The following is a 21,793-nucleotide window of genomic DNA, read 5'->3' as shown; positions in this document are numbered from 1 at the left end:
TCGGGAGCGACGGCATGACGGATCAATGGGATGCCGGACGACTGGACAGTGACCTCGAGGGTGTCGGTTTCGACACCCTGGCGGTGCGTGCCGGTCAAAACCGTACACCGGAGGCCGAGCACAGCGAAGCGCTGTTCCTGACCTCCAGCTATGTGTTCCGCACGGCTGCCGATGCCGCCGCGCGGTTTGCCGGCGAAACGCCGGGCAACGTCTATTCGCGCTACACCAACCCGTCGGTGCGTGCCTTCGAGGAGCGCCTGGCGGCCATGGAAGGGGCCGAGCAGGCCGTGGGCACCTCCACCGGCATGGCGGCGATCCTCGCCGTGGTGATGTCGCTGTGCAGTGCCGGTGACCATGTGCTGGTGTCGCAGAGCGTGTTCGGCTCGACCATCAGCCTGTTCGAGAAGTACTTCAAGCGCTTCGGCGTGCAGGTGGACTACGTGCCACTGGTCGACCTCGCCGGCTGGGAAAAGGCCATCAAGGCCAATACCAAGCTGCTGATCGTCGAGTCGCCGTCCAACCCGCTGGCAGAGCTGGTCGATATCACCGCACTCAGCGAAATCGCCCACGCCCACGGTGCCATGCTGGTGGTGGACAACTGCTTCAGCACCCCGGCGCTGCAGCAGCCGCTGAAGCTGGGTGCCGACATCGTGTTCCACTCGGCCACCAAGTTCATCGACGGCCAGGGTCGCTGCATGGGTGGCGTGGTTGCCGGCCGTGCCGAGCAGATGAAAGAAGTGGTGGGCTTCCTGCGTACCGCAGGCCCGACCCTCAGCCCGTTCAACGCCTGGATCTTCACCAAGGGCCTGGAAACCCTGCGCCTGCGCATGCGTGCGCACTGCGAAAGCGCCCAGGTACTGGCCGAATGGCTGGAGCAGCAGGAGGGCGTGGAGAAGGTGCATTACGCCGGCCTGCCGAGCCACCCGCAGCACGAACTGGCCAAGCGCCAGATGAGTGGCTTCGGTGCGGTGGTGAGCTTCGAGGTCAAGGGTGGCAAAGAGGGCGCCTGGCGCTTCATCGACGCTACCAGGGTGATTTCCATCACCACCAACCTGGGTGACAGCAAGACCACCATCGCCCATCCAGCGACCACCTCCCACGGTCGCCTGACGCCGCAGGAGCGTGAAGCCGCCGGTATTCGCGACAGCCTGATCCGTGTTGCCGTGGGCCTGGAAGACGTGGCCGACCTGCAGGCAGACCTGGCGCGCGGGTTGGCGGCACTGTGATCGAAATCCGCGGCGGTAAACCCGGCCATAACGGCCGGGTAGCCCTGGTGACGGGTGCCGCGCGCGGCATCGGCCTGGGTATTGCCGCGTGGTTGATCTGCGAAGGCTGGCAGGTGGTGCTCAGTGACCTGGACCGCCAGCGTGGCGCCAAGGTGGCCAAGGCCCTGGGTGACAATGCCTGGTTCATCACCATGGATGTTGCCGACGAGGCCCAGGTCAGCGCCGGGGTGTCCGAGGTGCTGGGGCAGTTTGGCCGCCTGGACGCGCTGGTGTGCAATGCGGCCATCGCCAACCCGCACAACCAGACCCTCGAAAGCCTGAGCCTGGCGCAGTGGAACCGGGTGCTGGCGGTCAACCTCAACGGCCCGATGCTGCTGGCCAAGCATTGTGCGCCGTACCTGCGTGCGCACAACGGGGCGATCGTCAATCTCACCTCCACCCGGGCGCGGCAGTCCGAGCCCGATACCGAGGCCTATGCGGCGAGCAAGGGCGGCCTGGTGGCCTTGACCCATGCCCTGGCCATGAGCCTTGGCCCGGAGATCCGCGTCAATGCGGTGAGCCCGGGCTGGATCGATGCCCGTGACCCGTCGCAGCGCCGTGCCGAGCCGTTGTCCGAGGCGGACCATGCCCAGCACCCGACGGGCAGGGTAGGGACGGTGGAAGACGTGGCGGCCATGGTTGCCTGGCTGTTGTCTCGGCAAGCGGCGTTCGTCACCGGCCAGGAATTCGTGGTCGATGGCGGCATGACCCGCAAGATGATCTACACCTGAGCCCTTTTGCATATCCTGTACCGGTCTCTTCGCGGGTAAACCCGCGAAGAGGCCGCCACAGGCAACCGCACCGCTTTTGCGCTTTTCTGAAAAAAATTCAATGGGGCTATTGACTTAGCTTCGCCACCTGCGTAAATTTCGCGGCCTCAGCGAAGCAAACGCAACAAGCAACATCGCGAGGGTGATTAGCTCAGCCGGGAGAGCATCTGCCTTACAAGCAGAGGGTCGGCGGTTCGATCCCGTCATCACCCACCACTTCCTGAGATGTTCCTGGTGCTTCAGGTTTCGCAAGAAGCCGATAGCCAGAGAGGAACGCACTGCGCAGCGGTAGTTCAGTCGGTTAGAATACCGGCCTGTCACGCCGGGGGTCGCGGGTTCGAGTCCCGTCCGCTGCGCCATTTTTCAGTATCAGATGGGTGCCTGGCACCGGTCTGAAGCCACAAGGCAAACACCTTGGGCTGATCCCAGTTTCAATCGGGCGAAAGCCTGAACGATACGCAGCGGTAGTTCAGTCGGTTAGAATACCGGCCTGTCACGCCGGGGGTCGCGGGTTCGAGTCCCGTCCGCTGCGCCATCTTAGCTTCAAGGTCCCTTGAACACCTTGAAGCAAACACAAGAGAAGCGATCACGTTATCGCTTTTTTTGTGCCTGCCCTGAGGCCATCGCGCCGGAAGGGTAGACCCAGGTTTCAATCGGGCGCAAGCCTGAATGATACGCAGCGGTAGTTCAGTCGGTTAGAATACCGGCCTGTCACGCCGGGGGTCGCGGGTTCGAGTCCCGTCCGCTGCGCCATCTTCGCCTCGAGGCCCCTTGAACGCCTCGAAGCTACGACAAAGCGACCTTGGGGTCGCTTTTTTCGTTTTTGCGCCTGGCAACTGCCGCCCTTGACCCAGATTTACACGAACCTGACAGACTCTTCACCGATCAGCGGTTCCTGTGCCTGCCTGCTGTGTTGCACAATAGGCACCTTCTCGACTTACCCGGAATTCGCAATGACCAGATCTTCCGTCTTTGGTGCGCTCGGGCTGGCCCTGGTGCTGGCGGGTGTGACCGGTTGTTCCTCGAAAAAAGCCGCCGTCTACGAGCACGAGAACTTCGATGACTCGGGCACCTACTCGCGCAGCTTCCCGGTGAGCGATGCCGGCTCCTGCGAGGCCGCCCGGCGCGCCTTGCTCAGCCAGGGCTACATCATCACCAGCAGCGGCGCCAACCAGGTGGTGGGCAACAAGAGCTTCCAGCAGAACAGCGAGAACCACCTGCAGATCAGTTTCAACGTCACCTGTGCGCCAGATGTGAGCGACGAGCAGCGTTCGACCATGTTCGCCAATGCTCTGCAGGATCGTTATGCGCTGAAAAAGTCCAATACCTCCGCCAGCCTGGGCGTTGGTGTACTGGGCTCGGTGTCGATGCCGATCGGCTCCAGCGACGACTCGATGGTCAAGGTGGCCAGCGAGACGGTGACGGCGGCGCAGTTCTATGACCGTTATTTCGCACTGGTGGAGAGCTACCTGCCAAAGCCCAAGCCTAAGCAGGAGAGCAAGGCCAAGGTCGAAGAGCCCGCGCCTAAGGTCGAAGCGCCGGCGGCTGCCTTGGGGCTGCCGGAGCAGGCCGCGGCAGCGCCGGTGGCACCGGCCCCGGTGGCGGCGCCTTTGGTTGAAGCGGCGCCAGCCCCGGCCGCTGTTGCCCCGGCCAGCGAGGCGGTAGCAGCGCCGGTGCTGGATGACAGCCAGGGCTCGCAGCCAGTGGCGCCGCCAGCGGAGGCGGCACCGATCGAGGTGCAGCAGGAAGCCCAGCCTGCCGAGGCCGCCGAGACCGCTTCCCCCGCCCTTTGATAGCTTTCCTGTACCCGGCCTCTTCGCGGGTAAACCCGCTCCCACAGGTACTGCGCAGATGTTGAGAACTGCGCAGTACCTGTGGGAGCGGGTTTACCCGCGAAGAGGCCGGTGCAGGCAGACCATCCCCTGTTACAGACGCGCCGCGATAACTTCCTGAACCCCTGCTACGTTTACCACTCATAAGCTTGTCATGATTTCTTCATCCCACCTGCCTAGGGTGAAGGCGACAGTTATCAGGAAAAATGAGTGAAGAGGGCGTAGGGCTATGGACGAATATCAGGAAGAACTTCTCGAATTCCAGGCTTATGAACTGGACCCCCCGGAGCCGGCTGACGACGCTACCGAACTCTAGCCTGCCCGCCGCTGGCTGCGGCGAAACTCCCCCGGTGTAAGGCCCGTCCAGCGCTTGAAAGCGCGCTGGAAGGCCTCGGCCGACGCAAACCCCAGCAGATAGGCAATCTCGCCAAAGGCCAGCTCCGTATCGCGGATATAGGTCTCGGCCAGGTCACGCCGTGTTTCGCTGAGCAGGTCGCGAAAGCGCGTGCCTTCCTCAGCCAGTTTGCGGCGCAAGGTCCAGGTCGGCAGTTGCAGGTGCAGCGCCACTTCTTCCAGGTCCGGTTCACGGCCACCATTGAGCAAAGGGCCCAACAGGTGGGTGATGCGCTCACCCAGGCTGCGCACCCGCGTACGCTGAAGCATTTCCGCCTCGCACAGCTGAAGCAGGTGCTGCCAGGTGCTGGGGCAGTGCCTGGGGTTGGCCAACTGCAGCGTGGCGCGGCTCAGGCGCAGCTGGTTGCCGTCGGCGGCGAACTGCACGGGCGTGCTGCACAGCGGCTGGTAGCGCGCGGCGTAGGCGGGTGCGGCAAACTCGATTTCCATCTGTTCGGCCTGCACCGCCGTACCGGCCAGGTCGGCAAGCTGGGCGAGCCAGCCGGCGAGTAGCGAATCGACCACGAAACGGTTGTAGGCGTTGTAGGGGCTGATGGAGTAGAAGCGTAGCCAGGCGCCCTGGGCATCTTCCTGGAAACTGGAGTGGCCGCGATAGTTGGCGGCGTACAGCGGCTCGAAGCGCAAAAGGGCGCGTGCCGCCTCGCCCAGGTTCGGGGCCTGGGCAGCGGTGACCCCGGCCAGGCCGGCATGCGCCAGGCGGCTCAGGCGCCCCATGTGCAGGCCCAGCGCGGCCTCGCCGGACAGTTCGATGGCGGCGTGCCCCAGGTGCATGTAGCGCGGGATCGACAAGCGCGCACCGGCTTCGCTCAGGCGCGCCGCATCCAGGCCATAGCGGCGCAGCAGAGGTTCGGGGTCGTGGCCCAGTTCGCGCAGGGCCTCGGTCAGCGGCTGGACAAAGCCAACCGAAAGGTCGCCCAGGCGCACGCGGGGGCGGGCCATGGGCTTACAACCACAAATTCAGCAAGCGGGCGCCAGGGCTGGGGGTGCCTGCCAGCAATTCACCCGCCTGGCGGGCAAAGCCCTGGCCGTCGCTGCCCTGTTCCCAGAACTGCCCACGCATGAACACGCTCATGCTGCTGACACCAGCCCCGGCCGCTTCGGTCAGGCGTTGCCAGGCGGCTTGTTCACTGACTTCGCCGCGCTGCAACGCCAGCCCGGCGCTGGCATCCTGGTGGCGATTGCCGCGCCAGGGCGCTTGCCAGCTGCCCCTGCCGCTGAGGAACACCGGGTTGGCGATCAGTTGTACCGCCTGTCGTGCCAGTTGCTGGTGGTTTTCCGGGTACCAACTGTCACTGCCCACCAGCACGCCCAGGCGCCCGGCAGGGGTTTGCAATACCTGCAGCGGGTGCTGGCGGCCATCATGCACATAGCGGCGTGTTTCGCTGTCGGGGAACTGCTGGCGTTGCGGTTGGCCCAGCAGCGAACCGTCGCCGGCGAACACTACGCTGCTGTTGAACAATGGGCCGCTGCCGGCATGCAGCACGCCCTGTTTCACGTAAGGGGCGGGCAGCACGATGGAGCCGGCCACCAGGGTGACGTTGAATTCCTTGGCCAGGCCGCCGAACAGTTGCTGGTAGTCCGCGGCCATCTGATCGGCCTTCATGCGCAGGTGCGCGTCGGCGCGCCGGTCGTCCCCGTCGGCACGGAGCATGGCCAGGCCATAGCGCAGCGGGTTGCTCAGTTCCAGCCATTGCAGGGCCTCGCGGCTTTGCGTGACCTGGTACAGCTCGTTCTTTTCCCCGCGTGCCCACAGCCAGGTCCCGATGTGCTCTGGTAGCACCACCACCGTACGCGGGCCTACAAGCCCTTGGGTACGGGCCTGCTCCAGGTAGGCCGCGAGCTTGCGGTGCAGGCGCTGCAGGTTCTGGTAGTCGCCCGGGTAGAGCAGCGGTTCGACACCGAGCAGGTTGCCGTGCTCGCCCGGTACGCCGTGGTTAAGTGCCAGTTCGATACGCAGGTCGGACAGGTAGTGGCCTTCCGGGCGCTGCTGGGTCCAGAAACCGTAGCCGCAAAGGGCGGCGATCATCACCAGCGCCAGGGCGCTTGCCAGAAGTTTTCGCATGAAGCAGGACAGCGCCTTGGAAACGGGAGTTTCCTAGGGTAGTCGTGCTGTGCGCGAGGATCAATAACTTGTCAGTTTCGATCATTGAGCCCATTCAAACGGCTGTTTAATGTCGCAGGCAGACAAACGACGGGGCCCGCCAGACGGTGCGGCACCCGCATTCCGTGATCACGCCACCTGGGGACCTTTCCATGGCCGCCGACCGCTACCCGCACCTGCTCGCCCCGCTGGACCTGGGCTTTACCACCTTGCGCAACCGCACCCTGATGGGCTCGATGCACACTGGCCTCGAAGAGCGCCCGGGTGGCTTCGAGCGCATGGCGGCGTACTTTGCCGAGCGCGCCCGCGGTGGCGTCGGCCTGATGGTTACCGGCGGCATCGCGCCCAACGATGAGGGGGGGGTGTATTCCGGGGCGGCCAAGCTCAGCACCGAGGAAGAAGCCGACAAGCACCGCATCGTCACCGAGGCGGTACACGCTGCCGGCGGCAAGATCTGCCTGCAGATCCTGCATGCCGGGCGCTACGCCTACAGCCCGCGCCAGGTGGCGCCCAGCGCGATCCAGGCGCCGATCAACCCGTTCAAGCCCAAGGAACTGGACGAGGCGGGTATCGAAAAGCAGATCGCCGACTTCGTCAATTGCGCGGTGCTGGCCCAGCGCGCCGGTTACGACGGCGTCGAGATCATGGGTTCGGAAGGCTACTTCATCAACCAGTTCCTCGCCGCCCACACCAACCACCGCACCGACCGCTGGGGTGGCAGCTATGAGAACCGCATGCGCCTGGCGGTGGAAATCGTCAGCCGGGTGCGCGGCGCGGTAGGCCCGAACTTCATCATCATCTTCCGCCTGTCGATGCTCGACCTCGTCGAGGGCGGCAGCAGCTGGGACGAGATCGAGCTGCTGGCCAAGGCCATCGAGCAGGCCGGCGCAACCTTGATCAATACCGGCATCGGCTGGCACGAAGCGCGTATCCCGACCATTGCCACCAAGGTGCCGCGCGCGGCATTCAGCAAGGTCACCGCCAAGCTGCGCGGCGTGGTGAACATTCCGCTGATCACCACCAACCGCATCAATACCCCGGAAGTGGCCGAGGCGGTGCTGGCCGAGGGCGATGCCGACATGGTCTCGATGGCCCGGCCGTTCCTGGCCGACCCGGACTTCGTCAACAAGGCCGCTGCCGGCCGCGGCGACGAGATCAACACCTGCATCGGCTGCAACCAGGCCTGCCTGGACCATACCTTTGGCGGCAAGCTGACCAGTTGCCTGGTCAACCCGCGTGCCTGCCACGAAACCGAGCTCAACTACCTGCCCGTGCGCACCGTGAAGCGCATTGCCGTGGTCGGCGCTGGCCCGGCCGGCCTGGCGGCAGCCACGGTGGCGGCCGAGCGCGGCCACGCAGTGACCCTGTTCGATGCCGCCAGCGAGATCGGCGGGCAGTTCAATGTCGCCAAGCGGGTGCCGGGAAAGGAAGAGTTCCATGAAACCCTGCGTTACTTCCGCAACAAGGTCGAAAGCACGGGCGTGGACCTGCGCCTGAACACCCGGGTCGATGTGCAGGCCCTGGTCGACGGTGGCTACGACGAGATCATCCTGGCCACTGGTATTGCCCCGCGCACGCCGGCCATCCCCGGTGTCGAGCATGCCAAGGTGCTCAGCTACCTGGATGTGCTGCTCGAGCGCAAGCCGGTGGGCAAGGCTGTCGCGGTGATCGGTGCGGGTGGCATCGGTTTTGACGTTTCCGAGTACCTGGTGCATCAGGGCGTGGCCACCAGCCAGGACCGTGAGGCGTTCTGGCGGGAGTGGGGCATCGATACCCATCTGCGGGCACGCGGTGGCGTGGCCGGGATCAAGGCCGAGCCGCATGCCCCGGCGCGGCAGGTGTACCTGCTGCAGCGCAAGAAATCCAAGGTGGGTGACGGCCTGGGCAAGACCACCGGCTGGATTCACCGTACCGGGTTGAAGAACAAGCGGGTGCAGATGCTCAACAGCGTCGAGTACCTGGGTATCGACGATGCCGGCCTGCATATTCGCGTGGCCGATGGCGAGCCGCAGGTGCTGGCGGTGGACAACGTGGTGATCTGTGCCGGGCAGGAGCCGCTGCGCGAACTGCAGGACGGGCTGGTGGCGGCGGGGCAGTCGGTGCACCTGATTGGTGGTGCCGATGTGGCGGCCGAGCTGGATGCCAAGCGGGCGATCAACCAGGGTTCGAGATTGGCGGCTGAGCTCTGAGATTGCCGGGGCCGCTTCGCGGCCCTTCGCCGGTAAGCCGGGCTCCCACAGGTACAGCGTGATGCTTGAGGTTGGAGCTGTATCTGTGGGAGCCCGGCTTGCCGGCGATGGGCTGCAAAGCAGCCCCCCGGCTTTCGCTGGTAAACTCGCACAATGCACTTTGACCTACCCCAAGCCCCCCTGCAGCCCCTGATCCTGCCTTGGCTGCAACAAGCCCAGGTAGAAGCCGCCATCTTGCGCCTGGACCTGATCGACCCGCTGATCAGCGGCAACAAGTGGTTCAAGCTGCGCCACCACCTGCAGCACGCTTCCGCCATCAAGGCCCCAGGCCTGATAAGCCTCGGCGGCAACCATTCCAACCATCTGCACGCCCTGGCCGCTGCCGGCAAGCGCTTCGGTTTCGCCACCGCCGGCCTGCTGCGTGGCCACGCCCAGGACACGCCAACCGTGCGTGACCTGCAAGCGCTGGGCATGGAACTGCACTGGCTGGGCTATGGCGGCTACCGCGCACGAAACGAAGCGGGTTTCTGGGAGCCCTGGCAGGCACACTACCCGGGTTGGCACTGCATCCCCGAAGGGGGCGGCGGGCTGGCCGGTGCACAGGGCTGCGCGCTGGTCCTTCAGCAGGCGCGCGCGCAAATTGCCGCGCTGGGCTGGTCGGGCTACGACGCCTGGTGGCTGGCTGCAGGAACGGGAACTACCCTGGCCGGCCTGGTGATGGCCGAGGCGGGCGCACATGTCGTGCATGGCGCATTGGCTGTACCCAGGGATCATGGCGTGCCGGACGCGGTAGCGACACTGGCCGGTGCGCATGGCTACCAGCTGCACGACGCCTGCCGAGGTGGTTTCGGCAAGTTCGACGCTGAGCTGCTGGCGTTCATCGCCGATTGCGAGCGGCACACCGGCGTGCCGCTCGAAGCCCTCTACACCGGCAAGGCCCTGCTGGCCCTGCGTGAGCAGGTCGAGGCCGGGCTGTTCGCGCCCGGCACCCGCCTGATCGTGGTGCACACCGGCGGCCTGCAGGGCCGGCGTGGTTACTTGTAGGGCAGCATGCGCAGCAGCGTGTTGTCGCGCTGCACATAGTGGTGATACAGCCCGGCCAGAGCGTGCAGGCCGATCAGCCAGTAGCCCCAGCTGCCGATGCGTTCATGCCAGCCTTTGATGAACTTGGCCTGGTCCGGGTTCGGGCCGATCAGATGCGGCAGCTCCAGGCCGAAGAACGGCACTGGTTTGTCGGCGGCGCTGAGGATCAGCCAGCCGGCAAGCGGCAGGATGATCATCAGCAGGTACAACGCCAGGTGCATCAGGTGCGCGAGGCCGGTCTGCCAGGCCGCAGGTTTGGGCACGATGGGTGGGGTCGGGCGGCTCAGGCGGATGGCCAGGCGCAACCAGACCAGCACGAACACGCTGAGCCCGAGCATGAAGTGCAGGTCCTTCATCAGGTTGCGTTCGACGCTGTCCTTGGGGAACAGGCCACGCAGTTCGATAAGGGCATAGACAGCTGCCAGCAGCACCAGCATCAGCCAGTGCAGGGCGATGGACAAGCGCGCGTAATGGGTCGCGGGGGTGGATGAAACCATGATCGGTCCTCGTCATCAGGTCGGAATGGCGCTCTTGCTGGCGCTCAGGTAGTACTGTAGTGGCTACGGGGGAACGAATCTTTGCGCCAGGTCTGTGAAAATTGTGTTGTCTGCACCGGCCTCTTCGCGGGCTTGCCCGCTCCCACAGGTACAGCGCAGAGCCAGAGACCTGTGCAGTACCTGTGGGAGCGGGCAAGCCCGCGAAAGGGCCGGTACAGCTGGCATCATGCCTCGGGTGTAAATGGCCAACTGTCAGCCACTAGAAACACCCGTTCAGCCTCCTGCCAGGCGCCATCAGCTTCTTGCTCCAACCTCACCAGCAACTGCGCCGGAGCCTTCCGCTCCAGCACATGCAGCCATGCCGCAAACTGCTCCACCGCCCAGCACTCATGCGCCTCGACCCGCGCCGGCGCCAGCCAGGCATGCCGTTGCAGCGGCTGCCATCGTTCACCTTCGCCCATGACCCAGTCCCGCCGCCGCAGCCAGCGCCCGCGCAAATGCTGCGGGTTGGCGCCCTGTGGTGGCTGCGCATGCCCAGGCCATGGGTAGAACAGATAGCCACCCAGCCACACATGCGCCTGCAGCTGCTCCACCCCCAGCCGGGCCAGCACCTCGCGGCTGTGCGCCCCGGCCGACATGGGCAACTGGTGCCGCGCCAGGTGCGCCAGTTTGCTTCCCAGTCGGTCATGGCAGCCCGGCCCCAGCCAGGCGACGGGGTCGTGCCCGGAATGCTCCGGGCCCAGGTAGAGCTTGATGGCCAGTTCCAGGTGGTGCACGCCGTCGCGGTCGCGCAGCACCACATCCAGCTCGCCCAGGGTGCGTCCGCCGTCGCGAATCGCCAGGTTGGCCGCCAGCAGTTCGATGCCCGGCGCCTGGCCCAGGGCAAATTGCCACAGCCGTTCGTAGTAGTGCCCCAGGCGCCGGCTGCCCAGTTGCGCCAGCCAGTCATGCAGTGGGCGGTCATCGTCATCCAGCGCCCGCAGCCAGTCCGCAAGGCGCTGTGGCTGGTCCGCCCACAGGCTGCCCGCCAGCGGGTGGCGCTGGGGGCAGGGCGGGGCGCTGAGCAACGGGGGCGACAGCAGGGCCCAGGCCAGGTCGCGCACGTGGGGGCGGCGTAGCTGCCGGGGCAGGTCGTGGAGCAGGGCGAATGGCATCATCCTGCGAGCATAGCCGGTTTGCCGCTACCCGGTGGTTTCGCCCATAATCGCGGCATAGTCACCCGCCGCAGAGCCTCGCAGGAGCCCCATGGAGCAATTTCGCAATATCGGTATCATCGGCCGCCTTGGCAGCTCCCAGGTGCTCGACACCATTCGCCGACTGAAAAAATTCCTCCTCGAGCGCCACCTGCACGTGATCCTCGAGGACACCATTGCCGAAGTGCTGCCTGGCCATGGCCTGCAAACCTCTACCCGCAAGCTGCTGGGCGAGGTCTGCGACCTGGTCATCGTGGTCGGCGGCGACGGCAGCCTGCTGGGCGCCGCCCGCGCCCTGGCCCGGCACAACATTCCGGTGCTGGGCATCAACCGTGGCAACCTGGGCTTCCTCACCGACATCCGCCCCGACGAGCTGGAAGAGAAGGTCGCCGAAGTGCTCGACGGCCACTACCTGGTGGAAAACCGCTTCCTGCTGCAGGCCGAGGTACGCCGCCACAACGAAGCCATCGGCCAGGGTGATGCACTGAACGACGTGGTGCTGCACCCGGGCAAGTCCACGCGCATGATCGAGTTCGAGATCTACATCGACGGCCAGTTCGTCTGCAGCCAGAAGGCCGACGGCCTGATCGTCGCCACCCCCACCGGCTCCACAGCCTATGCCCTGTCGGCCGGCGGCCCGATCATGCACCCCAAGCTCGACGCCATCGTCATCGTGCCAATGTACCCGCATACCCTGTCGGGCCGGCCGATCGTGGTCGACGGCAACAGCGAGCTGAAGATCGTGGTGTCCAAGGACCTGCAGATCTACCCGCAAGTATCCTGTGACGGCCAGAACCACTTCACCTGCGCCCCCGGTGACACCATCACGGTGAGCAAGAAACCGCAGAAGCTGCGCCTGATCCACCCGCTGGACCACAACTACTACGAGGTCTGCCGCACCAAGCTCGGCTGGGGCAGCCGCCTGGGAAGCAGGGACGACTGATGCTCGATCCGGCGCGTAGTTTCGACATCATCGGTGACGTGCACGGTTGTGCGCTGACCCTTGAACGCCTGCTCGACGCCCTTGGTTACAAGCGTGTGGCCGGCGTGTGGTGCCACCCGCGGCGCCAGGCGCTGTTCCTCGGCGACATCGTCGACCGCGGGCCACGCATTCGCGAGGCGTTGCACATCGTCCACGACATGGTCGAGGCCGGCCAGGCGTTCTGCATCATGGGCAACCACGAGTACAATGCCCTGGGCTGGGTTACCCCGGCGCTGCCTGGCAGCGGCAAGGCCTTCGTGCGCGAGCATACGCCGCGCCACGCCCGGTTGATCGACGAAACCCTGACCCAGTTTGCCAACCACCCCGCTGACTGGCACGACTTCGTCAACTGGTTCTACGAGTTGCCGCTGTTCGTCGACGCCGGGCGTTTCCGCCTGGTGCATGCCTGCTGGGACCCACGGCTGATCGAGCCGCTGCGCCAGCAGTACCCCGACGGTCGTATCGACGAGCACTTCATCCAGGCTTCGGCGGTGAGCGGCAGCTTTGCCGCCACCGTGTGCAACCGCCTGCTGCGCGGTACCGACATGCGCCTGCCGGACGGCCTGACCCTCACCGGTGGCGATGGTCTGACCCGTGCCTTCTTCCGTACCAAGTTCTGGGAAGAAGACCCGCAAACCTACGGTGACATCGTGTTCCAGCCAGACGCTCTGCCTGCGGAAGTGGCCAGCACCCCGCTCAGTCACAGCCAGAAGAACGCCTTGCTGCGCTATGCCGAAGACGAGCCCATGCTGTTCGTCGGCCATTACTGGCGCAGCGGCCGCCCGGCGCCGATCCGCGCCAACCTGGCCTGCCTGGACTACAGCGCCGTGCTCTACGGCAAGCTGGCCGCCTACCGGCTGGATGATGAAACCCGCATCGACCCGCACAAGTTCGTCTGGGTCGATGTCGACCGCCCACAGGCCAACCAATGAACATTATCGAAGTGATGCGCCTGCCGCTGTCGGTCGACCTCAGCGGCTTCGTTCACCTGCTGCAGCGCCTGCAGGTGCCGCACCGGGTCAGCGAGGAAGGCGATGCCCAGGTGCTCTGGGCCCCCGACACCCTGGCCGCAAACGTCCGCGAACTCTACCAGCGCTACCCCGACGGCAACGCCGACCTTGAACTTGCTCAGGACCCTGTGGGAGCGGGTTTACCCGCGAATAGCCCTACACAACCCTCCCTGGCAGAACAGGCCAGAGCCTGCAAAGTCACCACTATCACCCTGCTGCTGTGCTTCATCGTCGCCGGCCTTACCGGCCTGGGCGACAACTTCACCACCATCAGCTGGTTCACCTTCCTCGACTTCCGCGTCCAGGGCGACTACCTGTATTTCAGCCCACTGGCGCAAAGCCTGGACGAAGGCCAGTGGTGGCGCCTGGTATCGCCCATGCTGCTGCATTTCGGCGTGCTGCACCTGGCCATGAACAGCCTGTGGTACTGGGAACTGGGCAAACGCATCGAATTGCGCCAGGGCCCGTGGGCGCTGCTGGGCCTTACCCTGTTGTTCAGCCTGGTGTCCAACCTGGCCCAGCACTTCAGCAGCGGGCCGAGCCTGTTTGGCGGCCTGTCCGGCGTGCTGTACGGCCTGCTCGGGCACATCTGGCTGTGCCAATGGCTGGCACCCGACCGTTACTTCAACCTGCCCAAGGGCGTGCTGGTGATGATGCTGATCTGGCTGGTGGTGTGCCTGAGCGGCGTTATCGACACCCTGGGCCTTGGCCAGATCGCCAATGCCGCCCACGTCGGCGGGCTGCTCATCGGATGCCTGACCGGGCTCTTGGGTGGGGCGCTGGCCCGGCGTAAACTGTCGGCTTGAATCAGGAGACACTATGTCCACTTTCGCGCAAATGATCGAAAACATCACCCCGGAAATCTACGAAAGCCTGAAACTGGCCGTGGAAATCGGCAAATGGTCGGATGGCCGCAAGCTCACTGCCGAGCAGAAAGAGCTGTCGCTGCAGGCGGTAATCGCATGGGAGATGAAAAACCTCCCCGAAGACCAGCGTACCGGCTACATGGGCCCGCAGGAATGCGCCTCGAAGTCCGCGCCGATCGCCAACATTCTGTTCAAGTCGGACTCGGTACATTGATCGAACTCGCTCGTGGCTCGTTGAGCAAGATGGCGGTAAGACTGCAGGCACCAGTGGTGCAGTACAGCTTCCGCCTGGATGACACGCAGGTGCCGGTGAACCCGCTGATCGGCCAGCGCCTGCGCCTTGAATACCTCGGCGCCATTCACTGCAGCCATTGTGGCAAGCGCACCAAGACCAGCTTCAGCCAGGGTTACTGCTACCCGTGCATGACCAGGCTGGCCCAGTGCGATGTGTGCATCATGGCTCCGGAAAAATGCCACTACGACGCCGGCACCTGCCGCGAGCCGTCGTGGGGCGAACAGTTCTGCATGACCGATCACGTGGTCTACCTGGCCAACTCGTCGGGGATCAAGGTCGGCATCACCCGCGCCACCCAGCTGCCCACCCGCTGGCTCGACCAGGGCGCCAGCCAGGCCCTGCCGATCATGCGCGTTGCCACCCGCCAGCAGTCCGGCCTGGTTGAAGACCTGCTGCGCAGCCAGGTGCCGGACCGCACCAACTGGCGCACCCTGCTCAAGGGCGATGCCGAGGAGCTCGACCTGGTCGCCATTCGTGAGCAAGTCTTCGACGCCTGCGCAGATGGCCTGCGCGAGCTGCAGGGCCGCTTCGGCCTGCAGGCGATCCAGCCGCTGGCCGATGCCGAAGTGGTGCAGATGAAGTACCCGGTCGAGGCCTACCCGGCGAAGATCGTCAGCTTCAACCTCGACAAGGACCCGGTAGTGGAAGGCACGCTGCTGGGCATCAAGGGCCAGTACCTGATCTTCGACACCGGTGTGATCAATATTCGCAAGTACACGGCCTACCAGTTGGCCGTGCTCCAGTAAAAAGGACCTGCACATGCGTACCGAACAACCGCAAGTGATCTACCTCAAGGATTACCAGGCGCCCGAGTACCTGATCGACGAGACGCACCTGACCTTCGAGCTGTTCGAGGACCACACCCTGGTCCACGCGCAACTGGTCATGCGCCGCAACCCGGCACGCGGTGCCGGCCTGCCGCCATTGGAGCTCGATGGCCAGCAGCTGGAACTGCTGCGCGCCTCGCTGGATGACCAGGAGCTGCAGCCGGGCGACTACCAGCTCGATGCCGACAGCCTGACCGTGCAGCCCAAGGCCGAGCGCTTCACCCTCGACACCAGCGTGAAGATCCACCCCGAGAGCAACACCGCACTGGAAGGCCTGTACAAGTCGGGCAAGATGTTCTGCACCCAGTGCGAGGCCGAAGGCTTCCGCAAGATCACCTACTACCTCGACCGCCCGGACGTGATGAGCACCTTCACCACCACGGTCATCGCCGAACAGCATCGCTACCCGGTATTGTTGTCGAACGGCAACCCGATCGGTAGCGGGCCGGCAGACGATGGTCGCCACTGGGCGACCTGGGAAGATCCGTTCATGAAGCCGGCTTACCTGTTCGCCCTGGTGGCCGGTGATTTGTGGTGCGTCGAGGACAGCTTCACCCGCCAGTCCGGCCGTGACGTGACCCTGCGCATCTACGTCGAGCCCGAGAACATCGACAAGTGCGACCACGCCATGGTCAGCCTGAAGAAGTCCATGCGTTGGGACGAAGAAGTCTATGGCCGCGAGTACGATCTGGACATTTTCATGATCGTCGCGGTCAACGACTTCAACATGGGCGCCATGGAAAACAAGGGCCTGAACATCTTCAACTCCAGTTGTGTGCTGGCCCGTGCTGAAACGGCCACCGATGCTGCCCACCAGCGCGTCGAAGGTGTGGTTGCCCACGAGTATTTCCACAACTGGTCGGGCAACCGCGTCACTTGCCGTGACTGGTTCCAGCTGTCGCTGAAAGAAGGCTTCACGGTGTTCCGCGATGCCGAGTTCAGCGCCGACATGAACTCGCGCACGGTCAAACGCATCGAAGACGTGGCCTACCTGCGTACTCACCAGTTCGCCGAAGATGCTGGCCCCATGGCCCACCCGGTACGCCCGGACAGCTTCATCGAGATCTCCAACTTCTACACCCTGACCGTGTACGAGAAAGGCGCCGAAGTGGTGCGCATGGTTCGTACCCTGCTGGGCGCAGACGGCTTCCGCAAGGGCAGCGACCTGTACTTCGAACGCCACGATGGCCAGGCGGTGACCACCGACGATTTCATCAAGGCCATGGAAGACGCCAACGGTGTCGACTTCACCCAGTTCAAGCGCTGGTACAACCAGGCTGGCACCCCACGCCTGGAAGTCAGCGAGGCCTATGACGCGGCCGCGCAGACCTACAGCCTGACCTTCCGCCAGAGCTGCCCGCAGACCCCGGACAAGGCCGAAAAACTGCCGTTCGTGATCCCGGTGGAACTTGGCCTGCTGGATGCCGCAGGCAACGACCTGCCGCTGCAACTGGCCGGCGAAGCGACAGCGCAGGGCACCAGCCGTGTGCTATCGGTGACCGAGGCCGAGCAGACCTTCACCTTCCAGGGCATCCAGGCCAAGCCGCTGCCGTCGCTGCTGCGCGGTTTCAGCGCACCGGTCAAGCTGAGCTTCCCCTACGACCGCGACCAGCTGATGTTCCTGATGCAGTACGACAGCGACGGCTTCAACCGCTGGGAGGCGGGGCAGCAGTTGTCGGTGCAGGTGCTGCAGGAGCTGATCGGCCAGCATCAGCGTGGCGAAGCACTCACGCTCGATCAGCGCCTGATCACCGCCCTTGGCACCGTGCTCGGCAACGAGTCGCTGGACCCTGCCATGGTTGCCGAAATGCTCTCGCTGCCGGGTGAGGCCTACCTCACCGAGATCAGCCAGGTGGCCGACGTGGACGCCATCCACGCCGCCCGCGAGTTCGCCCGCCAGCAGATCGCCGAGCAGCTGTTCGACGCCCTGTGGGCGCGCTACAAGGCCAACCGCGAAGTGTCGCGCAGCACCGCCTACGTGGCCTCGGCCGAGCACTTTGCCCGCCGCAGCCTGCAAAACATCGCCCTCTCTTACCTGATGCTGAGTGGCAAGCCACAGGTGCTGGAAGCGACCCTGGAGCAGTTCGAGCACTGCGACAACATGACCGAGCGCCTGACCGCGCTGGCAGTGCTGGTCAACTCGCCGTTCGAAGCCGAGCGGGCCAAGGCGCTGGAAGCCTTTGCCGAGCACTTCAAGGACAACCCGCTGGTCATGGACCAATGGTTCAGCGTGCAGGCGGCCAGCGCGCTGCCGGGCGGGTTGGCGCGGGTCAAGGCGCTGATGCAGCACCCGGCGTTCACCCTGAAGAACCCGAACAAGGTACGTGCGCTGATCGGCGCCTTTGCCGGGCAGAACCTGGTCAATTTCCATGCGGCGGATGGCTCGGGCTACCGCTTCCTGGCGGACCTGGTGATCGAGCTGAATGCGCTGAACCCGCAGATCGCTTCGCGGCAACTGGCACCGCTGACCCGCTGGCGCAAGTATGACGATGCGCGTCAGGCCCTGATGAAGGGCGAGCTGGAGCGGATTCTGGCTTCTGGTGAGCTGTCCAGTGATGTGTATGAGGTTGTGAGTAAGAGCCTGGCTTGAGCCTGTAGAAACTGGGGCTGCTTTGCAGCCCATCGCCGGCAAGCCAGCTCCCACAGGTACTCCACTGCCTTCAATGCCTGTGCAGTACCTGTGAGCTCAATTGTCTTGTATTGCCTGCAAGGGCCTTATTGCTCCCACAGGTATTTGACTGCTTTCAAGGCATGTGCAGTACCTGTGGGAGCTGGCTTGCCGGCGATGGGCCGCACAGCGGCCCCTGCTTTTTACAGGCGACAACAAAACATAACACCCCGCCCGTTGTGTTCCCGCAAACATCCCCGCTACGATCCCCTCAAGCTATTGCAGGCCTCTAGATCAGGCTTTTCGCAGTACGTGCAGTGCATTGACCCACCAGACAAGAACAACAGGGGGACAGTCATGAGGGAACAGAACAGGCGCTTTGCCTGGCCATTGGCAGCCGGCGCGGTACTGGCGCTAGGGCTTGGCGTGTGGGCTGACAGCGTGCAAGCCGCTGCCGCCGACGAGTATTCCACCGAATCGGCCAAGGCCAGCCAAAGCCTGCTGATCGACGCCACCCATGCCGGCAAGCGCCTGGTGGTGGTGGGCGATCGCGGTCATATCCTGTTCTCTGACGACCAGGGCAGAACCTGGACCCAGGCGCGGGTGCCCACCCGGCAACTGCTCACCGCGGTGTTCTTCCTCGACGACAAGCACGGCTGGGCCGTCGGCCACGATGCGCTGGTGCTCGCCAGCAGCGATGGTGGTGCCACCTGGAGCAAGCAATTCGAAGACTTGTCCCGCGAAGCACCGTTGCTCGATGTCGTCTTCCTCGATGCTCGGCACGGCTTTGCCGTAGGTGCCTACGGCGCCTTGCTGGAGACCACCGACGGTGGCCAGCACTGGCAGGACGTGGCCGAGCGCCTGGACAACCCCGACCAGCTGCACCTGAACGGTATCGCCCAGGTGCGCGACGCAGGCCTGTTCATCGTCGGCGAGCAGGGTGGCATGTTCCGCTCCGCCGACAACGGCCAGACCTGGGCCAAGGTCCAGGGCCCTTACGAGGGCTCGCTGTTCGGCGTGATCGGCACTGCCCGGCCGCACACCCTGCTGGCCTACGGCCTGCGCGGCAACCTGTTCCGTTCCACCGATTTTGGTGACAGCTGGCAGCCGATCGAGCTCAAGGTCGCACGTGGCACCCTCGAATTCGGCCTGGCAGGCGCTACGCTTGTCGAGGACGGTAGCCTGGTGCTGGTCGGCAATGGCGGCAGCGTGCTGCGCAGTACCGATGATGGCCAGACCTTCAGTGTCTACAACCGCGCCGACCGCATTGCCCTGGCCGGCGTCAGCGGCCTGGCCGATGGCGGCCTGCTGCTGGTAGGGCAGGGTGGCGTGCACCTGGCTGACCCGCAGGGTGCTGACCAGGAGGTGCGTCCATGACCAGCAGGGAGAGCATCACCATGCACCCGCATCACCAGGACAAGGCCACGCTGCTCGAACGCCTGATCTTCAACAACCGCCCGGTGGTCATCGCCCTGTGCGTGCTGGTCAGCATCTTCCTGTTCTGGCAGGCCACGCAGATCCGCCCGTCCACCAGCTTCGAGAAGATGATCCCGCTGCAGCACCCGTTCATCGAGCAGATGATGGAGCACCGCAACGACCTGGCCAACCTCGGCAACACCGTGCGCATTTCGGTGGAGGCAGTGAATGGCGACATCTTCGACAAGGACTACATGGAGACCCTGCGGCAGATCCATGACGAAGTGTTCTATATCCCTGGCGTCGACCGTGCCGGGCTGAAGTCGCTGTGGAGCCCCAGCGTGCGCTGGAGCGAGGTCACCGAGGAAGGCTTCTCCGGTGGCGAGGTGATTCCCAACACCTACAACGGCTCGCAGGACAGCCTCGACACCCTGCGCGACAACGTGCTCAAGTCGGGCCAGGTGGGGCGCCTGGTGGGCAACAACTTCAAGTCCAGCATCGTCGATGTACCGCTGCTGGAGAGCTACCCAGACCCGCAGGACCCGGGCAGGCAGGTGAAGCTGGACTATCAGCAGTTCTCGCACCAGCTGGAAGAAAAGATTCGTGACAAGTTCCAGGCGCAGAACCCCAACGTGAAGGTGCACATCGTCGGCTTCGCCAAGAAGGTCGGCGACCTGATCGACGGCCTGGTGATGGTGGCGATGTTCTTCGGCGTCGCCCTTGCCATCACCTGGGTGCTGTTGTACTGGTTCACCTGGTGCATCCGCAGCACCATCGCCGTGCTCATCACCACCCTGGTGGCGGTGGTCTGGCAGCTGGGGCTGATGCATGCGGTGGGCTTTGGCCTGGACCCGTACTCGATGCTGGTGCCGTTCCTGATCTTCGCCATCGGCATTTCCCACGGGGTGCAGAAGATCAACGGTATCGCCCTGCAGTCGAGTGACGCCGACAACGCGCTGACCGCCGCCCGGCGCACCTTCCGCCAGCTGTTCCTGCCGGGGATGATCGCCATCCTTGCCGACGCCGTGGGCTTCATCACCTTGCTGATAATCGACATCGGGGTGATCCGTGAGCTGGCCATCGGTGCGTCCATCGGTGTGGCGGTGATCGTGTTCACCAACCTCATCCTGCTGCCGGTAGCCATTTCCTATGTCGGCATCAGCAGGAAGGCCGTCGAGCGCAGCAAGCAGGACGCCACCCGCGAGCACCCGTTCTGGCGCCTGCTGTCGAACTTCGCCAGTGCCAAGGTGGCGCCAGTATCGGTGGCCTTGGCGCTGGTCGCCTTCGCCGGTGGCCTGTGGTACAGCCAGAACCTGAAGATCGGCGACCTCGACCAGGGCGCGCCGGAGCTGCGCCCCGACTCGCGCTACAACCAGGACAACAACTTCATCATCAGCAACTACTCGACCAGTTCCGATGTGCTGGTGATCATGGTCAAGACCCCGCCGGAAAGCTGCTCGATCCACTCGACCATGGCGCCGATCGACGAGCTGATGTGGACCATGCAGAACACCCCAGGCGTGCAGTCTGCGATTTCCCTCGTGACCGTGTCCAAGCAGGTGATCAAGGGCATGAACGAGGGCAGCCTGAAATGGGAAACGCTGTCGCGCAACCCTGACATCCTCAACAACTCCATCGCCCGCGCCGATGGCCTGTACAACGGCGACTGCTCGCTGGCGCCGGTGCTGGTGTTCCTCAACGATCACAAGGCCGAAACCCTGGAGCGGGTCACTGCCGTGGCCAAGGCGTTTGCCGACAGCCACAACAAGGAAGGCCTGCAGTTCCTGCTGGCGGCGGGCAACGCCGGGATCGAGGCGGCGACCAACGAGGTGATCAAGTCGGCCGAGCTGACCATCCTGATCCTGGTGTACATCTGCGTGGCGGTGATGTGCCTGATTACCTTCCGTTCGTTTGCCGCCACCCTGTGCATTGTCCTGCCGCTGGTGCTGACCTCGGTGCTGGGCAACGCGCTGATGGCTTACATGGGCATCGGGGTCAAGGTGGCGACCCTGCCGGTGGTGGCGCTGGGTGTGGGCATCGGCGTGGACTATGGCATCTACATCTACAGCCGGCTGGAAAGCTTCCTGCGCGCCGGGTTGCCGTTGCAGGAGGCTTATTACGAGACCTTGCGCTCGACCGGCAAGGCGGTGCTGTTCACCGGGTTGTGCCTGGCCATCGGCGTGTGCACCTGGATCTTCTCGGCGATCAAGTTCCAGGCGGACATGGGGCTGATGCTGACTTTCATGTTGTTGTGGAACATGTTCGGGGCGCTGTGGTTGTTGCCGGCGTTGGCGCGGTTCCTGATCAAGCCGGAGAAGATGGTGGGCAAGGAGGGCGGGTCGATTTTTGCCCATTGAATTGCAGGGGGCCGCTTTGCGGCCCATCGCCGGGGGGCCCGCAACCCCACGCACCGCCCCAAACCCCACAGAATGTGGGGAGAAGAGG

17 protein-coding genes and 4 tRNA genes are annotated in these 21,793 nt (G+C 64.6%); 17 read left to right on the top strand and 4 right to left on the bottom strand.

From position 1 onward, the window contains the following. The first annotated feature begins 14 nt into the window (after window positions 1-14). The 7 genes from IRZ77_RS23780 (at window position 15) to IRZ77_RS23750 (ending at window position 3,828) form a co-directional block, all read left to right on the top strand. Window positions 15-1,226: an O-succinylhomoserine sulfhydrylase gene (locus tag IRZ77_RS23780; RefSeq protein WP_025338247.1), complete on the top strand. Its 1,212-nt coding sequence runs from the start codon at window positions 15-17 to the stop codon at window positions 1,224-1,226. Beyond that, on the top strand, window positions 1,223-1,996 hold the full coding sequence (locus tag IRZ77_RS23775; protein WP_046617028.1) for an SDR family oxidoreductase: 774 nt from the start codon (window positions 1,223-1,225) through the stop codon (window positions 1,994-1,996). Before IRZ77_RS23780 ends, IRZ77_RS23775 begins: the two co-directional genes overlap by 4 nt. 179 nt (window positions 1,997-2,175) lie before the next feature. Further along, window positions 2,176-2,251, top strand: a tRNA-Val gene (locus IRZ77_RS23770). Between the two features lie 66 nt (window positions 2,252-2,317). Continuing rightward, a tRNA-Asp gene (locus IRZ77_RS23765) sits at window positions 2,318-2,394 on the top strand. 99 nt (window positions 2,395-2,493) lie between these two features. After that, window positions 2,494-2,570, top strand: a tRNA-Asp gene (locus IRZ77_RS23760). 141 nt (window positions 2,571-2,711) lie between these two features. Then, window positions 2,712-2,788 (top strand) — tRNA-Asp (locus IRZ77_RS23755). A gap of 200 nt (window positions 2,789-2,988) precedes the next feature. Beyond that, window positions 2,989-3,828: a DUF2242 domain-containing protein gene (locus tag IRZ77_RS23750; RefSeq protein WP_108479770.1), complete on the top strand. Its 840-nt coding sequence runs from the start codon at window positions 2,989-2,991 to the stop codon at window positions 3,826-3,828. A 351-nt stretch (window positions 3,829-4,179) separates the two neighbouring features. Here IRZ77_RS23750 and IRZ77_RS23745 read toward each other — a convergent pair whose 3' ends face one another. Together IRZ77_RS23745 and IRZ77_RS23740 are read right to left on the bottom strand one after the other, a co-directional pair. Next, window positions 4,180-5,220, bottom strand: coding sequence for an AraC family transcriptional regulator (locus IRZ77_RS23745; RefSeq protein WP_196174524.1), 1,041 nt, complete (start codon window positions 5,218-5,220; stop codon window positions 4,180-4,182). Between the two features lie 4 nt (window positions 5,221-5,224). After that, window positions 5,225-6,343, bottom strand: coding sequence for a nitrilase-related carbon-nitrogen hydrolase (locus IRZ77_RS23740; protein WP_046617249.1), 1,119 nt, complete (start codon window positions 6,341-6,343; stop codon window positions 5,225-5,227). A 191-nt stretch (window positions 6,344-6,534) separates the two neighbouring features. On the opposite strand from IRZ77_RS23740, the gene IRZ77_RS23735 reads away from it, so the two are divergent. Beyond that, on the top strand, window positions 6,535-8,571 hold the full coding sequence (locus IRZ77_RS23735; RefSeq protein ID WP_046617250.1) for an NADPH-dependent 2,4-dienoyl-CoA reductase: 2,037 nt from the start codon (window positions 6,535-6,537) through the stop codon (window positions 8,569-8,571). A gap of 153 nt (window positions 8,572-8,724) precedes the next feature. Next, window positions 8,725-9,615, top strand: a complete 891-nt coding sequence (locus IRZ77_RS23730; protein WP_196174523.1) for a 1-aminocyclopropane-1-carboxylate deaminase/D-cysteine desulfhydrase — start codon at window positions 8,725-8,727, stop codon at window positions 9,613-9,615. Here the strand turns inward: IRZ77_RS23730 and IRZ77_RS23725 are convergent. Both IRZ77_RS23725 and IRZ77_RS23720 read right to left on the bottom strand, forming a co-directional pair. Further along, on the bottom strand, window positions 9,606-10,151 hold the full coding sequence (locus IRZ77_RS23725; protein WP_003260150.1) for a cytochrome b: 546 nt from the start codon (window positions 10,149-10,151) through the stop codon (window positions 9,606-9,608). The genes IRZ77_RS23730 and IRZ77_RS23725 overlap by 10 nt on opposite strands. A gap of 224 nt (window positions 10,152-10,375) precedes the next feature. After that, window positions 10,376-11,308 carry a DUF1853 family protein gene (locus IRZ77_RS23720; RefSeq protein WP_046617077.1) on the bottom strand — a complete coding sequence of 311 codons (933 nt, stop codon included), beginning with the start codon at window positions 11,306-11,308 and terminating at the stop codon, window positions 10,376-10,378. 88 nt (window positions 11,309-11,396) lie between these two features. On the opposite strand from IRZ77_RS23720, the gene IRZ77_RS23715 reads away from it, so the two are divergent. The 8 genes from IRZ77_RS23715 (at window position 11,397) to IRZ77_RS23680 (ending at window position 21,705) form a co-directional block, all read left to right on the top strand. Then, on the top strand, window positions 11,397-12,287 hold the full coding sequence (locus IRZ77_RS23715) for an NAD(+) kinase (protein WP_025338255.1): 891 nt from the start codon (window positions 11,397-11,399) through the stop codon (window positions 12,285-12,287). Continuing rightward, window positions 12,287-13,258 carry a metallophosphoesterase gene (locus IRZ77_RS23710; RefSeq protein ID WP_046617078.1) on the top strand — a complete coding sequence of 324 codons (972 nt, stop codon included), beginning with the start codon at window positions 12,287-12,289 and terminating at the stop codon, window positions 13,256-13,258. The genes IRZ77_RS23715 and IRZ77_RS23710 overlap by 1 nt, the downstream gene beginning before the upstream one ends. After that, window positions 13,255-14,142 (top strand): rhomboid family intramembrane serine protease, encoded by an 888-nt coding sequence (locus IRZ77_RS23705; protein ID WP_046617079.1) that lies wholly within the window; start codon window positions 13,255-13,257, stop codon window positions 14,140-14,142. Before IRZ77_RS23710 ends, IRZ77_RS23705 begins: the two co-directional genes overlap by 4 nt. A gap of 13 nt (window positions 14,143-14,155) precedes the next feature. Next, complete coding sequence (locus IRZ77_RS23700) at window positions 14,156-14,416, top strand: YeaC family protein (RefSeq protein ID WP_003260154.1); 261 nt, start codon at window positions 14,156-14,158, stop codon at window positions 14,414-14,416. Next, the gene (locus tag IRZ77_RS23695; protein ID WP_196174522.1) at window positions 14,413-15,243 is read left to right on the top strand and encodes a DUF2797 domain-containing protein; all 831 of its coding nucleotides are present in this window, start codon (window positions 14,413-14,415) and stop codon (window positions 15,241-15,243) included. The genes IRZ77_RS23700 and IRZ77_RS23695 overlap by 4 nt, the downstream gene beginning before the upstream one ends. Before the next feature lie 13 nt (window positions 15,244-15,256). After that, window positions 15,257-17,914, top strand: a complete 2,658-nt coding sequence (gene pepN / locus IRZ77_RS23690; RefSeq protein ID WP_196174521.1) for an aminopeptidase N — start codon at window positions 15,257-15,259, stop codon at window positions 17,912-17,914. A gap of 375 nt (window positions 17,915-18,289) precedes the next feature. Continuing rightward, window positions 18,290-19,309, top strand: coding sequence for a WD40/YVTN/BNR-like repeat-containing protein (locus tag IRZ77_RS23685; protein ID WP_196174520.1), 1,020 nt, complete (start codon window positions 18,290-18,292; stop codon window positions 19,307-19,309). A 20-nt stretch (window positions 19,310-19,329) separates the two neighbouring features. After that, on the top strand, window positions 19,330-21,705 hold the full coding sequence (locus IRZ77_RS23680; RefSeq protein WP_085601525.1) for an efflux RND transporter permease subunit: 2,376 nt from the start codon (window positions 19,330-19,332) through the stop codon (window positions 21,703-21,705). Window positions 21,706-21,793 lie beyond the last annotated feature (88 nt).

Origin of the sequence: Pseudomonas pudica (genome assembly GCF_015680405.1) — a bacterium.
GTDB classification, from domain to species: domain Bacteria; phylum Pseudomonadota; class Gammaproteobacteria; order Pseudomonadales; family Pseudomonadaceae; genus Aquipseudomonas; species Aquipseudomonas pudica.
This window is presented reverse-complemented; position numbering and strand designations above follow the sequence as displayed.

Excerpts from the sequence above, each read along its gene's own strand:
- IRZ77_RS23725 (WP_003260150.1), bottom strand. The coding sequence starts at position 10,151 with ATGGTTTCATCCACCCCCGCGACCCATTACGCGCGCTTGTCCATCGCC.
- pepN (WP_196174521.1), top strand. The coding sequence starts at position 15,257 with ATGCGTACCGAACAACCGCAAGTGATCTACCTCAAGGATTACCAGGCG.
- IRZ77_RS23735 (WP_046617250.1), top strand. The coding sequence starts at position 6,535 with ATGGCCGCCGACCGCTACCCGCACCTGCTCGCCCCGCTGGACCTGGGC.
- IRZ77_RS23720 (WP_046617077.1), bottom strand. The coding sequence starts at position 11,308 with ATGATGCCATTCGCCCTGCTCCACGACCTGCCCCGGCAGCTACGCCGC.
- IRZ77_RS23780 (WP_025338247.1), top strand. The coding sequence starts at position 15 with ATGACGGATCAATGGGATGCCGGACGACTGGACAGTGACCTCGAGGGT.
- IRZ77_RS23680 (WP_085601525.1), top strand. The coding sequence starts at position 19,330 with ATGCACCCGCATCACCAGGACAAGGCCACGCTGCTCGAACGCCTGATC.
- IRZ77_RS23685 (WP_196174520.1), top strand. The coding sequence starts at position 18,290 with ATGAGGGAACAGAACAGGCGCTTTGCCTGGCCATTGGCAGCCGGCGCG.
- IRZ77_RS23715 (WP_025338255.1), top strand. The coding sequence starts at position 11,397 with ATGGAGCAATTTCGCAATATCGGTATCATCGGCCGCCTTGGCAGCTCC.
- IRZ77_RS23705 (WP_046617079.1), top strand. The coding sequence starts at position 13,255 with ATGAACATTATCGAAGTGATGCGCCTGCCGCTGTCGGTCGACCTCAGC.
- IRZ77_RS23700 (WP_003260154.1), top strand. The coding sequence starts at position 14,156 with ATGTCCACTTTCGCGCAAATGATCGAAAACATCACCCCGGAAATCTAC.
- IRZ77_RS23730 (WP_196174523.1), top strand. The coding sequence starts at position 8,725 with ATGCACTTTGACCTACCCCAAGCCCCCCTGCAGCCCCTGATCCTGCCT.
- IRZ77_RS23710 (WP_046617078.1), top strand. The coding sequence starts at position 12,287 with ATGCTCGATCCGGCGCGTAGTTTCGACATCATCGGTGACGTGCACGGT.
- IRZ77_RS23740 (WP_046617249.1), bottom strand. The coding sequence starts at position 6,343 with ATGCGAAAACTTCTGGCAAGCGCCCTGGCGCTGGTGATGATCGCCGCC.
- IRZ77_RS23745 (WP_196174524.1), bottom strand. The coding sequence starts at position 5,220 with ATGGCCCGCCCCCGCGTGCGCCTGGGCGACCTTTCGGTTGGCTTTGTC.
- IRZ77_RS23750 (WP_108479770.1), top strand. The coding sequence starts at position 2,989 with ATGACCAGATCTTCCGTCTTTGGTGCGCTCGGGCTGGCCCTGGTGCTG.